The sequence below is a fragment of the Aeromonas sp. SE22 genome (assembly GCF_038739755.1).
GTDB classification, from domain to species: Bacteria; Pseudomonadota; Gammaproteobacteria; order Enterobacterales; family Aeromonadaceae; genus Aeromonas; species Aeromonas jandaei.
On record NZ_JBCGFD010000009.1, the window covers coordinates 109,951 to 124,290 of the forward strand.

The window sequence follows — 14,340 nt, forward strand, 5'->3', positions numbered from 1 at the left end:
GTTTTATTCCATTTTTCGTAGTTATTTTTTTCTAAAACACCCTGATCCCTGGATGAAAATGTCGTAATTTTCGTCATTTTTTGGTGTTATTGAGCAGTAAAACACCTTGCTACGAAGACTTTAACTTCCGGATTATACGTAGTTTTCTTTCAATAAAATGCGAATCACCTCTCTTTTTAGGTACTCACGAAAAAAATTTTAAGTTTTTTATTAAAACTTTTTAATGATAATTATTGGCATTTAGATGCATGCATAAAAATTACTAATCCTTTCCTCGGCTGAAAAAGTGGAATATATCCAATGGGGGCTACTGAATGGCGGGGGCAACAGGAAGGTGAGGAGGCGACGGTAGTGTTAGATTACTCACTGATAATTAAGCGATATTTAAAAAAGTAAAGGGGCCTGTACGGCCCCTTTTTTATCATCGTCAGATACGGAACATACCGACCTGATTACTCAATTCACCCGAAATATTTTTAAGTTGTTCAGAGAGATGGCGTGAGCTGTCGGCATCTACGGCCAGCTCGTCCGAGACATCTTTCACCGCCTGAATGTTGCGGCTGACCTCGTCAGTAACGGCTCGTTGCTCCTCGGCGGCGCTGGAGATCTGGGTCGCCATGTCGGAGATCTGGTTGATGGAAGCGGTGATCTGCTCCAGCGCCTGGGTGGCGTTGTTGGCATCATCTACGCTGTTCTGAGCCAGCAACTGCCCTTCATGCATGGTACTGACCGCACCCTGGGTATTGCGCTGCAGGGTTTCGATCATGCTGCGGATCTCGACGGTGGAGCTGTGAGTACGCTGTGACAGCACCCGTACCTCGTCTGCAACCACCGCAAAGCCACGGCCCTGCTCGCCGGCACGAGCAGCTTCAATAGCGGCGTTCAGTGCCAGCAGGTTGGTCTGCTCGGCGATGCCCTGAATGGTGGAGAGGATGGTATTGATCTCCTGCGCGTTCTTCTCCAGCTCTTGAATGATGTTGGATGCCTGCTCGACCTGAGTCGCCAGATCGGTGATGGAACGCTGGTTGCGGGCGATGACCTGCTTGCCATGTTCACAGCTGCTGCTGGAGGAGCGCGCCGCTTCGGCAGTCTGCTCGGCGTTGCTGGCTACCTCGACGGCTGTGGCCGACATTTCGTGAACGGCCGTTGCAATCTGGGAGATCTCGTTTTGCTGGCGAGCCAGCCCCTGATTGGCCTTCTCCGCCATGTTGTGAGAGGACTTGGCCTGCTGGTTGAGCTGGCCGGAGGAGTTTGAGATGTCCTGCACCATCACATGGATCCGATCAATAAAGGTGTTGACGTGTTTGGCGACCACGCCGACCTCGTCTTCACGCTCGATCTTGATGCGGCGAGTGAGATCGCCATTGCCACGGGAGAGATCGGCAATCGCTTCACCCAGGGTTTTCAGCGGGGCCAGAGAGCCATTGATGGCGACATAGGAGAAACCCGCCACGATGATGATGGTGAGCAGGCCTTGCAGAAGTGCTGACGTGACCATGCGTTTGACCGACTGATAGGCCACCGCCTCATCGACCACAATGCCGTAGTACCAGTCGGTATTGGGGATCTGGTTCAGGTCAAACACGCTCAGTTTGCCGCTGATATCCATCTCTGAGATGGTACCGTCATGAGCAATGCGATTGACCCCGGATGCAGTCAGCTCGGGGGAGAGGGCGGTGGCTGGTTTCAGGGTCAGTGAAGCATCCGGGTGGGCAATGATGGTGCCACTGCTGTCGATAAGTACCGCGTAGGTGCCTTCGGTATTGACCGCCAGAATGTCGGAAACCAATCCGCTGATGGATACGTCGCCGGCAATGACGCCTTGGGTATTACCACGCTGGAACGGTTCGGCGATGGTGATAATCAGTTGCCCGGTGGATATATCTGCATAGGGTGCAGTGATGGTCATTTTACCTGCGGCCATGGCGTCCTTGTACCAGGGGCGCTGGCGCGGGTCGTAGCCGGCGGGCAGATCGGTCGGCTTGCTCTGGATCATCTTGCCATCATTGGTGCCCACATAGACGAGATCAAACCCGCCCGCATTCATGGACTGGGCCAGATGGCTGATGGGATTATCCTCTTTGGCAAACGCCTCCTTGGTGGAGCTGACCATGTTGACGCGGGCATCGAGCCAGCGGGATATCCCCTTGACGTTGGCGGCTGAACTTTCGTCGATAAAGCTCCAGATCAGTCGCTGGGTTTCGCTGCGCAGCTGCGAGGTGTTGTACCAGACCTGCAGGCCGGTGATCACCAGAATGATGATCCCGATAGCCAGAACAAGTTTGTTTTTAATGGATAAGTTCATAGTTACTTCCTTGTGAGCGTCAGTCTGAAGTGTGTTCGAGCGAATTATTGTTATGTGCCATCTCTTATCGGCCGAAGTTGGACTCTTTTTATCCCGGTCTACGACTTAAAGTTAGCGGTTAACCTCACGCTTATCCATACGGATGCTGGTTGCTCACTGCGTTAAAAAACGGTCGGGCCGATTGGTGAAGATGCCGTCGACCCCCATAGCGGCCAGCTGTTGCTGGTCGGCAAGGTGATCGACCGTATAGACCAGTACCTTTAATCCACGGCGATGTGCATCATCGACCAGTGCAGCATCGATGAAATCAACATCGCAATTGATGGACCAGGCTCCCAGCTTTTCGGCAAAGTGCGCCAGTTCGAGCGGCAGATTGGCCGTAAGAGCGCCAATCCGGATATCGGGTCGCAGGGTCGCAAAGCGAGCCAGCTCTGGATGGTGGAATGAGGAGACCACCCATTGGTTGGCGGTGAAGCCGAGCTCGTTCTCGGCCCGTTTGGTCAGTGCCGCGACGGCATCGGCGGTATTGGTACCCTTAAGTTCGATATGCAGCTCACAGCTGCCGTCAATCAGGCTCATCACCTGCCACAAGGTCGGAATGCTCTCCCCCTCGCCAGCATCGAGCTGTTCCAGATAGGAGCGGGATTGCTCGGTCAGAACGCCCTTGCCGTTGGTACAGCGCTCAAGCCGCCGATCGTGGAATACCCACAGCTCGCCATCGGCCGCCTGCACGTCGATCTCGATAGCGGTGACCCCCAGTTCCAGCGCTTTGGCCATTGCTTTGAGGGTGTTCTCGGGGGCCAGGCCGCTGGCCCCCCGGTGAGCAATGATCTGCATGGTTTGCTCCTTTCTCATTGGCCGGGTTAGCCCCTGCTCAAGTGAATATCAATCTGTTGGTGGGGCAGGGTGAGCCCCTGTTGCTGCATCTTCTCCAGCACCAGCGAGTGAACTTCGTGGGTGATGGGCATCCGATGATCCATGTTGTTCACGTAGAGCCGGATCTCGTAGATCAGTGCCGAGTCGGTGAACTCGATCAGGAACACTTCGGGAGTCGGGGTATCGAGCACCAGTGTCGATGCCTTGACCGACTCTTCCAGAATAGTCTGAACCAGTTTGGGATCCCGGGTCAGGCCGATGCGGATCCGCAGTCGTACCCGGGTGATGGCATCGGAGAGCGACCAGTTGATGAACTGCTCGGTGATGAAGGCCTTGTTGGGGACGATGATCTCCTTGCGATCCCAATCCACTATGGTGGTGGCGCGAGTCTTGATCTTGGTCACTGTGCCGGTCAGATCGCGGATGGTGACGGTATCACCCAGCCGGATCGGTTTCTCGAACAGGATGATGAGGCCAGAGACGAAGTTGGCGAAGATCTCCTGCAGACCGAAACCCAGACCGACCGAAAGGGCTGCAACCAGCCACTGGGTCTTGGACCAGTCGATGCCGAGCATCGAGAAGCCGGTGAGGGCGCCGATCAGGATCACCAGATACTTGCTGGTGGTGGTGAGTGCAAAGCCGGTGCCGGGGGAGAGGCTCAGATGCTGCAGCAGGGTCAGCTCCATCAGGCTCGGCAAGTTGCGAGCGGTGACCACGGTCAGGATGAAGACGAAGGCGGTCAGCATCAGATCCTGCAAGGTGATGGCTGAGAGCTGCTCTATGCCGCCAATCTTGCTGCTGACCTGCCACACCTCGATGTTGCTGAGGAAGCTGAAGGCGGAGTTGAGATCCGACCATTGCACCACCACCAGCAGGGTGAAGCCGAGCATCAGCAGAGTGCGGATCAGCCCTAGCGACTGGGTGCTGAGGGTATCGAGGTCAAGCTCGGTCTCCTCGACCACATCCGGGATCTCCGAGCTCAGTTCCTCGTGCGATTCATCCCGGCCGCGCAGGGCCAGGATCTCCGCCCGCTTGCTCTTGGCCCGATCGAAGGCCAGCCGGCGACGCTGGATCAGCATCCAGCGTCTGGCCAGATAGTAGACAAGCAGGCAGCCAAGCCCCATCAGCAGGCTCAGCTCCAGCTGCCGTAGCAGAGTGCGCGAGGTATAGAAGTAGCCAAACAGAGTGCCGATCACTGCCAGCAAGGGGGCCAGCATCAGGCTGTTCCAGATGAAGTGGTGCAGCAGGTGTGGTTTGGTCATGTCGCTCTGGCCCCAGGTGAGCGGCAGCCGCTCCCGGTTGAGACGGGCGAAGAAGAGCAGTAGCCAGAGGGCGCCGATGATAAAGGCCAGACGTCCGAGCGAGTCGTAGAAGGCGTGCTCCTGATAGCTGTTGGCCATCCCCTGCACGAAAAAGCTCGGGATCAGTACCAGCAGCAGGGTGCGAAACTGTCCCCACACTTTCTGCACCTGCTCTTTTGGCCAGCGGAAGTGGTGGATCAGGATCCCCTTCTCAAGGGTGAGATGACGAGCCAGCACCAGTGCCAGCAGCAGAAACCAGATCTCGCCTAGGCCGCGGCCGATAGCCACGGCAAAGGGGTATTGCCAGGCACCGCCCAGCAGCCCCCGCACCATCAGTACCATGGCGGGGAGCGGCATGGCTGCAAGCAGAGAGCGCAACAGCAGCCGGCTGGTAAGGCTGAACTTGTCCTGGGTTACCTTGCCGATCCGTGGTGCTATGTGGTCGCAATATTGGGTCAGATGGCGAGCCAGTTTGAACCAGCTCCAGGCCAGTACCAGCAGTCCCAGCGTGGCCAGGGTCAGACTGAGTGGCGTGTTTTCGGCGATAGCGTGGGGGACTTGCAGCCAGTTCTCCGGATTGAAAGCCAGCGAGAGGGCGGCAGGCACCCCGAGCATGACGGAGGGGGTGAGCGGCCGCACATCCGGCATCCAGAACAGGTGACTGGCGCTGAGCTCACGGATCTCGTCGATCTTGCTGTTGCGATGGCTGTAGAGCAGCTTGAGTCTGGTTTGCTCCTGAATCAGGGTGTCGGACGCGTCGTTGAGACGGGTCAGCAGCTGGCGGCGAGCCTTGAGCAGATTGTCGAGCACTGCCTGCTGCGGGCGGTCAAGGGAGACCTCTTCATTGGCGAGGAGCTGGTCGCGCAACTGGCGGGGATCCTTGAGGGTATCCTGCTCGGTCTCGTACTGGTATTTGGCCATGCGGGCGCTGACGATTTCGGATTCGAGTTTGTCGAGGGGGTAGTAGGCGGGCAAATCGGCTAGCTTGCTGCGCAGGTTCTCGCCGTAAGCGTCGCTTATCTGCAGCCATTCAAGCTGCTCGCGCACTGAGTTGACCAGTTCGTTGAGCTCAAACAGATTCTTGTCGACACTGCGCTGTCTGTCCTGCACCTCTTCGATCTGCTCCTCCAGCCGGCCGAGCTGGATGGAGAGAGCCTGATTCTGTTGCTGCTGCTCCAGCAGCAGGGGCATATCGTCCGAGAGCTGTTTGCGCAGTCGCTCGCTCTCTTCCAGTGCCTGCTCGGTCTTCTCCCGACGCAACTGGTTTTGCTGGGCCATCAGGGTCGCTTGCCACTCGTCCTCATCGGCAATGGTCAGATTGAGCTCCTGCAATTTGAGTTTGCCAAGATCGCTGCGCTGCTGGGCCGAGAGCTGCTCCAGCTCCAGCATCTGGATCCGGTCGGAGATACTCTGCTCCTTGATCCGGGTCAGCAGCAGCTGTGCCTCCTGCAGCCGATCCGATTCGCTGCTGAAGTTGAGTCGCTCCAGCTGACTGCGGGTGACTTGCAGCTGTTTGCGCAGATCATCCACCCGCAGATGGTAATCCTGCCCGGTGCTCTCCAGCTGATTGAGGCTGTCCATGATGCCCTGACGCTCTTTGCGCAGCATCATCTGGCGGTTGCTGCTAAGGCCAATGGCCTGGCGCAGGCTCTCCTCCTTGAGACTGGAGAGGGCTGGACGGCTCTTGGGCTGATAGTTGCGCAGGCTCTCCTTGAGGCGGGCCGACTCCTCGGGATAGTCGATCAATACCTGCTGATAGGCTTTGCCCTGCTCCCGGTAACGTTCTGCTTCCCGGGCAAACTGCAGTGCCTGCTGATAGCTCTCCCTTAATTTCTGATTTTCCGGCGTATCGCTCTTGGGGACGCTTTGCAGCAGCGCTTCGGCCTGGGCGATGGTGTCATCGGCCTGTGCATTGGTCGTGAGCAGAGCGAGGGAAAGAAGCAGGAGGGCGAGCAGGCGTTGCAACATGAAGCACGTGTCCGTTCATAAGAGGTTGCCCTAGCCTAAAGCAGGGGCAGAAGAGGGTAAAGCGTTCAATATTAATGATTTGTAACACAAATAACGGGCGATCCCGGCCCGATTTGGCTATTATTCTGGCCGTTTTTCCCTCCATTGAGCATTTTATGTCCGCAGTCGATCTGGGCACCGCCCCTCTTTCCCGCCTCTTTTGGCGCTATGTCACCCCGACCGTGGCCGCCATGCTGGTCACCGGCATCTATGTCACCATCGATGGCATCTTTGTCGGCCATATTCTGGGGCAGGATGGCTTGGCCGGACTGATGCTTGCCTATCCCATCTGCGCCGTGCTTTACGCTGTTGGTGCGCTGATCGGCATGGGCTCCTCCTCGCTCGCCTCTTTCTATCTTGGCAAGGGGGAGCAAAAACGGGCGCGCCATATCGTCGGCAATGCACTGGTGATGGTGCTGGTGGCCGCGGCCGTGCTCGCCTTCATCGGCATCAACTATGGCGATGAGATGCTGGCCTGGATGGGGGCAGAAGGGGATATTTTTACCGCCGGTCTGGCCTATCTGCAGTGGTATGCCTGGCTCGGCGTCTTTGCCGTGCTCTCCATGGCCTTTACCGCCCTGCTGCGCAACGACGGGCGGCCGGGACTGACTACCTGGATCCTGGTCGGGGGCGGCCTGCTCAACGTGCTGCTCGACTATCTGCTGATGGCAGTCATTCCATGGGGGCTGGCGGGTGCCGCGATTGCCACCATGCTCTCCCAGGCTGTTACCGGTGGCCTCTGTCTGTGGCACTTCTTTACTCCGCGCAGCAAGTTGCGTATCGGTTGGGATACCCTGCTGCCCGACTGGCGGCTGATGCTGGAGACGGTGAAACTCGGCTTCTCCAGCTTCCTGATGTACCTCTATCTCTCGGTGGTGCTGGCGCTGCATAACAAGGCACTGCTGGCTGTCGGCACCTCTTTGCATGTCGCTGCCTACGGGGTGATCAGCTATACCGAGGCCTTCTTCTATCTCATCTTCGAGGGGATTGCCATGGGGATCCAGCCCATCGCCAGCTTCAATGCTGGTGCGGGCAACTGGCAACGGGTGTTGCGGATCCGCAATCTGGCGCTGGGGGTGACCGTCGCCATCGCTCTTTGTGGCATGGTGCCGCTCTACCTCTGGCCCGAGGGGGCTGTCTACCTCTTTGCTGGCGACAATGCGACTCTGCTGCCGGTGGCAACGCTCGGGATCTGGCTCTACTTCTGGGGGCTGCCGATGGAGGGATTGCTGCTGGTGGGCGCCACCTATTTTCAGGCGATCAACCGTCCCCGCATTGCCTCGCTGCTGACCGGTGGCAAGCTGCTGCTGATCGGTGGCTTCCTGTGGGGATTCTCGACCATGTGGGGCGTGGCCGGGGTGTGGCTGGCACTGCCGACCTGCAGCACTCTGCTGGTGTTGCTGATGTGGCGGGCGATGCGTCAGGAGTCCGGCTCCCACACACCGGTCTAGTCAGAATACCGGGCGTTTTATACAACAAAGGCAGCCATTGGCTGCCTTTGTCATTATCAAGGCTTGAACGCGCCGATAAAGATGGCGGGATCGACCCGGGTGTCGTTGAGGCTGACGTTCCAGTGCATATGGGGCCCGGTGGCGCGACCGGTTGAACCGACCCGTCCGACAATGCCGCCGCGCGGCAGACTCTGGCCGAGCTTCACATCGATTTTCGACATGTGGCAGAACATGCTGATGAGCCCCTGACCGTGATCGACAAAGACGGTATTGCCGTTGAAGAAGTAGTTGCCAATCAGGATCACCTTGCCGGCAGCGGGGGATTTGATCGGGGTACCGGCGCCGACGGCGAAGTCGAGCCCGGAGTGCGGATTGCGTTCCTCACCATTGAAGAAGCGGCGCAGGCCAAACGGGCTCGACAGCGGGCCATTGACCGGCTTGTCGAACATCAGGTTGCTCGGCTGGTTTGGACTGAAGGTCTGGTAGGCATGGGTTTGCTCGGCCAGTTCACGGTTGATGCGGGTCATGTCTTCGGCGAGCGGATTGACCTGACGGCTGTTTTTTAGCTTGATGTGCTGCTCGCGGTAGTGCTTCGGCGTAACGGTGAAGGCGAGGGTGCGACCATCGCTTGTGGTCAGGTTTTGGTTACCAAGCGGGCTTTTGAGGGAGATGCCTACGATGGCGACCCACTGGCCATCTTCCTGCACGACCAGTACGGGCTTGCCCTGATAATGGGCTTGTGGCGCCGGGGATGCCTTGCCAAGGGGGACAACGGCCACGCCGCCCGGCACCGGATGGTTGAGCAGACGGCTGATAAAACCTTCTGCAAGCGCCGACTGGCTGGCCAGCAATAATAACAGACAACACACAACTCTCATGACGATACCACTCGCTGTTAAAACGCCTCAGATGGCGGAAAGTGCGCCCCGTGGGCTGGCTGATTGGCCTGCGGGCGCAGGGAGACGATTTTGCCCTCTCTGCGTAGTTGCAGCCAGTGCCGGGTGGTGAAAAGAGCGGACAATCGGGGTTGGCTGCGTCAGGTTTTATGTCGCTGACACCCCGCTTCGCCATTGAGTCACTGGTGTCCAGCCTCTAGAATCGGCATCCGGCACTGATGCCTGCGATACACCGAGGAGACGACATGAATGGATTATCCCCTTTGCGCCAAGCACCGGCCCGCCACCCGCTCAGCCGTGGTTGGGTATGGGTTCGCAGCGGGTTCGATATCTTCAACAAGGGGATGGGTGCCAGCGTCGCCATGGTGGTGTTCTGGTTCGGCGTTGGCATGGTGCTCGACCTGCTGCCAGCCGGTGGGCTGATCTCCCAACTGCTCTACATGGTGTGGGGGGCGGGGTGGGCCGTCGTGGCTGCCAGGGGATACCGCGGTGAAGCGCTCAACTTCAACGACCTCTTTGCCGGTTTTCGCCACAAGCTGACCCCCCTGATGCTGGGTGGTCTGCTGGTATTGGCACTTTTCACCCTGATTGGGCTGGTTTGCGTGGGGTTGCTCTCCATGTGGGGTCTGCTTTCGGTGCTGACCCAGGATCCCGATAGCATGGTGGTCTCTGCTCTGCAGGTGCAGCAGCTGTTGATCGTGCTGCTGGTGGGGATGATGCTGGTTATTCCGGTGCTGATGGCGGTCACCTTCGCTCCGGCTCTCATCTATTTCCACGATATGGGTATTTTGCAGGCGGCTCGCCTCAGCTTTGCCGGTTGCTGGCGCAACATGTGGCCCTTCTTCTGGTGGGGTATCCTCTGCGCTATCCTGCTGCTCTTTGGCGCTGTGCTGTTACTGGTGGGTCTGCTGGTGGTGATCCCGGCGCTCAACTACTCCATCTATGTGGCGTACCGTGACATCTTCGTCGATGAAGAGGGGGAGGTGACGCCTCCGGTGACTCCGTTTGGCTTCGAAGCCTGACGCAGCCTTGAACAGTTGATTAAAGAAGGGGCCCTCTGTGGCCCCTTCTGCATTGCCGGATGTTGTCACTCCCGCCAAAGCGGGTCGGCCGCCATCCGGGCCAGCAGAAAATCGAGGAAGCTGCGCAGCAGCGGTGACATCTGTTTTCGGGTGGCATACACCCCGTAAACGCCGAGTCGCTTGGGCTGCCACTGGGTCAGCAGAGGAACCAGCTCTCCCCGCTCAAGATAGGGCTGGGCCGAGTAGCGTGGTTGCAGGCTGATCCCGGCACCGCCCAGGGTCGCCTCCAGCAGCAGGTTGGAGATATTGGCACTCAGGTTGCCGCTGACCGGTACCGACTCGGGGCCGTCCGGGCCGTTGAACTCCCACAGACTCTTGCCGAAGTAGGTGTAGGTGAGGCAGTTGTGCAGTGCCAGATCCTGCACTTTTTGCGGTGCCGGGTGGTTGGCCAGATAGGCCGGGCTGGCGCAGACCACCGAATGGCAGGTGCCAAGTCGGCGAGCCACCAGATTGGGGTCGAGATCGTTGGTGATGCGCACCGCCAGATCGATCCGCTCCTCAACCAGATTGACGGTTCTGTCCAGCAGCAGGATATCGATGGCGGTGCCCGGGTATTGCGCCAGATAGTCGTTGGCTGCGCCAACCAGCAAGGCTTCCGAGAGGGAGTAACTGCTGGTGATCCGCAGTTGCCCCTTGGGGGCATCATCCCCCTTCACGGCGATCTGCTCCATCTCCTCTCCCAGCGCCAGCATGGCGCGGGCCCGGTTCAGCGCCTCCTCGCCCGGGCCGGTCAGGCTCAGACGCCGGGTGGTGCGATGCAGCAGCCGGGCACCCATCCAGCTCTCCAGCTCGGCCAGATAGCGCGACACCATAGCGCGCGACATATCCAGTTTCTCGCCGGCGCCACTCAGGCTCCCCTGTTCGACTACGCTGACGAAGACCCGTAAAGCGGTCAGTCGATCCATGTATGGCTCTCTATATGTTCGATTTGTGCAACAGTGATGCGCTGTTAGTGCTGTATTTGCACCTTAAGTGATCTAATAAACTCTGTCCATCAAATGAACCCCCGAATGATTAATGAGGAAAACATGATGAACAACCTGATCCGCAACCTGACTCTGACCACCACCCTGCTGAGTGGCGCCGTTCTGGCGGGCCCGCTGAGCGTGACCGTTTACAACCCCGGTGAAAAGGCGATCTTCCCGGTCTCCTCCTCGCTGGTAGCGGGCGATAAAGAGGCCATCCTGATCGATGCCCAGTTCGACGTACAGAATGGTCAGGCGCTGGTCGACATGATCAAGAAGAGTGGCAAGCAGCTGACCACCGTTTATATCAGCGCTGGCGACCCCGACTTCTACTTCGGTCTGGAGCCGGTACTGGCAGCCTTCCCGAACGTGAAGGTGCTGGCCGACCAGCACGTGGTCGACCACATCAAGGAGACCAAGGATGCCAAATTGGCTTACTGGGGACCGATCCTGGGCAAAGGGGCACCGAAGAGCCTGACCGTGCCGCAAGTGATGACTGCCAGCCAGCTGACCCTTGATGGTGAGAAGATCGAAATCAAGGAGATGAACACACCGAATGCTTACCTCTGGGCGCCTTCCATCAAGACCGCTTTTGGTGGTGTGCCGGTTTACCACGGGGTGCATGTCTGGATGGCCGACAGCCAGACCAAAGCGGCCCGCAGCAACTGGGTTCAGGCTCTCGACAAGCTGCTGGCGCTGAAACCCGAGCGGGTAGTGCCGGGCCACTTCCTGGGGGCTGAACCGAAAGGGAGCGAAGCTGTGACCTTTACCCGTGGCTATGTGCAGCGTTTCGAGCAAGAGCTGGCGAAAGCGAAGAATTCTGGCCAGCTGATCGATAGCTTGAAGAAAGCCTACCCCTCCCTGCCGGTTGACGATGGTCTGGCCATCGGTGCCAAGGTCAATACCGGCGAGATGAAGTGGTAATTCACTGAGCCGTATCCCTGTGTTTTTTTACCGGGCCAGAGGGCCCGGTTTTTTATCCTGAATGTGAAGAGAGATACCATGAAGCAACAGAATCCCGTTCTCCATTATGTTTATGACCCCCTCTGTGGCTGGTGCTACGGTGCGGCGCCCCTGCTGCAAAGTGCCGCCACCATTACCGGACTGAAGATTGAGCTCCATGCTGGCGGACTCTGGCTGGGTGTGCGTCGTCAGCCGATGGGCGAAGCGCTGCGCGACTATGTCCGGCCTCATGATCAGCGGATCGAAGCGCTGACCGGTCAGCCTTTTGGCGAGCGTTATTTCAACGATCTTCTGCTGCGTGAGGGTTGTCTGCTGGACTCCGAACCGCCGATCCGTGCGGTACTGGCAGTCACCGCACTGGGTGGTGATGGCCTGAGCATGCTGCACCGGATCCAGCAATCCCATTATCGGGACGGGGTCTGGGTGGGCTCTGCCGAACATCTGGCCACGCTGGCTGCAGAGCAGGGGATCAGTGAAGAGGCGTTCCAGCAAGCCTATCTGCAGGCCCCTCTGCTGCAACATCTGGCTGACAGCCAGGGGTGGATGAAGAGGGTTGGTGGTCAGGGCTACCCCACGCTTGGGCTGGAGTGCGATGGCAAGCTGAGCCCTGTCCGAGTGTCCGACTTTTTGGGCGACCCAGCCGGGTTACGTCAGCAGTTGCTGGAGCTGATGAAATAGTTATTAAAGTGTGAACAGACAAGGAGCCTTTAGCGCGGAGGGGGCAGGCCGATATTCCGGTATGCAGAAGCGATATGAAACACTTCGATTTTCTGCTTGCAGGCTATGCTCTATATGACCATTCCCGAAGGATGTCGCGGGAGTGAAGACCTATTTCAAGGAACCCCTCCTATGTTCAAAAACATGTCTATTGGTCAGAAGCTGAGTGCTGGATTTGCCATTCTGGCTTTGCTGGTTCTGGGCTTGGCCTGGTTCTCCATCAGCCAGTTGGCCAAGCTCTACGGTGATACCGAAACCATTACCACCAATTTGCTGCCTTCCACCCGCTATGCCAGCCAGATGCACGTGGCCATTCTGGATGCTCGTCGCTCCGAGCTGTCTCAGGTGATTGCGGGGCTCAACAAGGATGCGCAGGAGGTGAGTGAACGGACGCTCACTTTCAACAAGGCCAAGCAGGCGTTTGATACTGCGGCTCAAAAATATGGTGCAATGCCTTTTACTACCGATGAAGAAAAGCAGACCTATGAGCAACTGCTGAGTGCTGGCGCCAAATATTTCTTGGTGCATGAGGAGTTGGTCAATGCGTTTGCTGCCGGTGATCTCGATAAAGTCAGAAGTCTGCGCAAAAACGAGACGAGAGCTGCGTTGGAAGAGGCAGGGGCCAAATCACTGCGACTGCGCGAAATCAACAATGAAATCGCCGAGCAGATGACCAAAGGGGTGGCCGATCTTTACGACAGTGCCAGAACCATGAGCATCGTCGTCAGCCTGATCACCCTTGGCTTTGTCGTGGTGATTGCCTGGTTGCTGACCGGCCAGATCCGCAATCCGGTGATGGCTCTCCTTGAGCAGACTCGCAGAGTCTCTGCCGGGGATCTCACCTCTCGCATTGATATGCAACAGTTCAACAACGACGAATTGGGAACGCTGGCCAAGGGGTTTGGCGAGATGCAGACCAATTTGCGAACTCTGGTCAGCGAAGTATCAGGTTCCGTGGTGCAACTGAGTTCGGCTGCCGAGGAGATTAGCTCGGTCGCCAGCCAGTCTGCCAACAACATGCATTCCCAGCAGCATGAACTCAATCAGCTGGCAACGGCGATGAACGAGATGCAAGCCACAGTGCAGGAGGTATCGCGCAACACCAGCGATGCCGCCAGTGCGGCCACTTCTGCCAGTGAAACTGCTGAACTGGGGGCCAAGACAGTCAATGACTCCATCCAGCGCATTGAGCGGGTGGCGAGTGCTATCGAGAGTACCGCGGTGGTGATCCGCCAGTTGGGTGATGACAGTCGCAACATCGGCATGGTGCTGGAAGTGATCCGCGGCATTGCCGAGCAGACCAACCTGCTGGCGCTTAACGCGGCTATCGAGGCTGCCCGTGCCGGTGAACAGGGGCGCGGGTTTGCGGTGGTGGCGGACGAGGTGAGAACCCTGGCCAAACGTACCCAAGACTCCACTTCCCAGATCAACAACATCATTGCCGAGCTGCAACAGCGTGCCGAGCAGGCTGGCAGCACCATGCAGCAGAGCCAGGATCTGATGAATACCACTGTGGCCACGGCGCGGGAAGCTGGCGAGTCAATCTCCCAGATCAGTGGTTCGGTCAGCAGCATCTCTCACATGAATATCCAGATCGCGACAGCGACCGAAGAGCAGGGGGCGGTGAGCGAGGAGCTCAACCGCAACGTGGTCAATATCAGCCACGCCTCCGAGGAGGTCGCTTCCGGTGCAACCCAGATGGCGCAGGCGTGCAACGAACTGAACCATCTGGCGACCCAGCTGCAGGAGATGGTACGCCGTTTCCGGGTTTGATTGT

10 protein-coding genes are annotated in these 14,340 nt (G+C 58.1%); 5 read left to right on the plus strand and 5 right to left on the minus strand.

Annotation, left to right across the window (positions count from 1 at the left end; translation table 11 throughout):
* Positions 1-427 precede the first annotated feature (427 nt).
* The 3 genes from AAHA39_RS14645 to mscM all read right to left on the minus strand — a co-directional run bounded on the left by AAHA39_RS14645 (position 428) and on the right by mscM (position 6,450).
* Positions 428-2,305, minus strand: coding sequence for a methyl-accepting chemotaxis protein (locus AAHA39_RS14645; RefSeq protein WP_201929108.1), 1,878 nt, complete (start codon positions 2,303-2,305; stop codon positions 428-430).
* 153 nt (positions 2,306-2,458) lie between these two features.
* Entirely contained in the window at positions 2,459-3,142 is a 684-nt protein-coding gene (locus AAHA39_RS14650) for a glycerophosphodiester phosphodiesterase (protein WP_320657261.1), read from the minus strand.
* 26 nt (positions 3,143-3,168) lie between these two features.
* Complete coding sequence (gene mscM / locus AAHA39_RS14655; protein WP_320657260.1) at positions 3,169-6,450, minus strand: miniconductance mechanosensitive channel MscM; 3,282 nt, start codon at positions 6,448-6,450, stop codon at positions 3,169-3,171.
* Positions 6,451-6,605: 155 nt separating this feature from the next.
* Between mscM and AAHA39_RS14660 the strand changes: the two genes are divergently transcribed.
* Positions 6,606-7,940 (plus strand): MATE family efflux transporter, encoded by a 1,335-nt coding sequence (locus tag AAHA39_RS14660; protein WP_320657259.1) that lies wholly within the window; start codon positions 6,606-6,608, stop codon positions 7,938-7,940.
* Positions 7,941-7,996: 56 nt separating this feature from the next.
* Here AAHA39_RS14660 and AAHA39_RS14665 read toward each other — a convergent pair whose 3' ends face one another.
* Positions 7,997-8,818: a M23 family metallopeptidase gene (locus AAHA39_RS14665; protein WP_320657258.1), complete on the minus strand. Its 822-nt coding sequence runs from the start codon at positions 8,816-8,818 to the stop codon at positions 7,997-7,999.
* 263 nt (positions 8,819-9,081) lie between these two features.
* On the opposite strand from AAHA39_RS14665, the gene AAHA39_RS14670 reads away from it, so the two are divergent.
* Positions 9,082-9,858 carry a BPSS1780 family membrane protein gene (locus AAHA39_RS14670; RefSeq protein WP_320657257.1) on the plus strand — a complete coding sequence of 259 codons (777 nt, stop codon included), beginning with the start codon at positions 9,082-9,084 and terminating at the stop codon, positions 9,856-9,858.
* 65 nt (positions 9,859-9,923) lie between these two features.
* On the opposite strand, the gene AAHA39_RS14675 is transcribed toward AAHA39_RS14670, so the two are convergent.
* A complete protein-coding gene (locus AAHA39_RS14675; RefSeq protein WP_041210011.1) occupies positions 9,924-10,823 on the minus strand; it encodes a LysR family transcriptional regulator in 900 nt (299 codons plus the stop codon).
* Between the two features lie 123 nt (positions 10,824-10,946).
* Here AAHA39_RS14675 and AAHA39_RS14680 point away from each other — a divergent pair, with 123 nt between their 5' ends.
* The 3 genes from AAHA39_RS14680 to AAHA39_RS14690 all read left to right on the plus strand — a co-directional run bounded on the left by AAHA39_RS14680 (position 10,947) and on the right by AAHA39_RS14690 (position 14,336).
* Positions 10,947-11,807: a Vmh family MBL fold metallo-hydrolase gene (locus AAHA39_RS14680; RefSeq protein WP_041210044.1), complete on the plus strand. Its 861-nt coding sequence runs from the start codon at positions 10,947-10,949 to the stop codon at positions 11,805-11,807.
* 78 nt (positions 11,808-11,885) lie between these two features.
* On the plus strand, positions 11,886-12,524 hold the full coding sequence (locus AAHA39_RS14685) for a DsbA family protein (RefSeq protein WP_320657256.1): 639 nt from the start codon (positions 11,886-11,888) through the stop codon (positions 12,522-12,524).
* Between the two features lie 171 nt (positions 12,525-12,695).
* Positions 12,696-14,336 carry a methyl-accepting chemotaxis protein gene (locus AAHA39_RS14690; RefSeq protein ID WP_320657255.1) on the plus strand — a complete coding sequence of 547 codons (1,641 nt, stop codon included), beginning with the start codon at positions 12,696-12,698 and terminating at the stop codon, positions 14,334-14,336.
* The last annotated feature ends 4 nt before the right edge of the window (positions 14,337-14,340 follow it).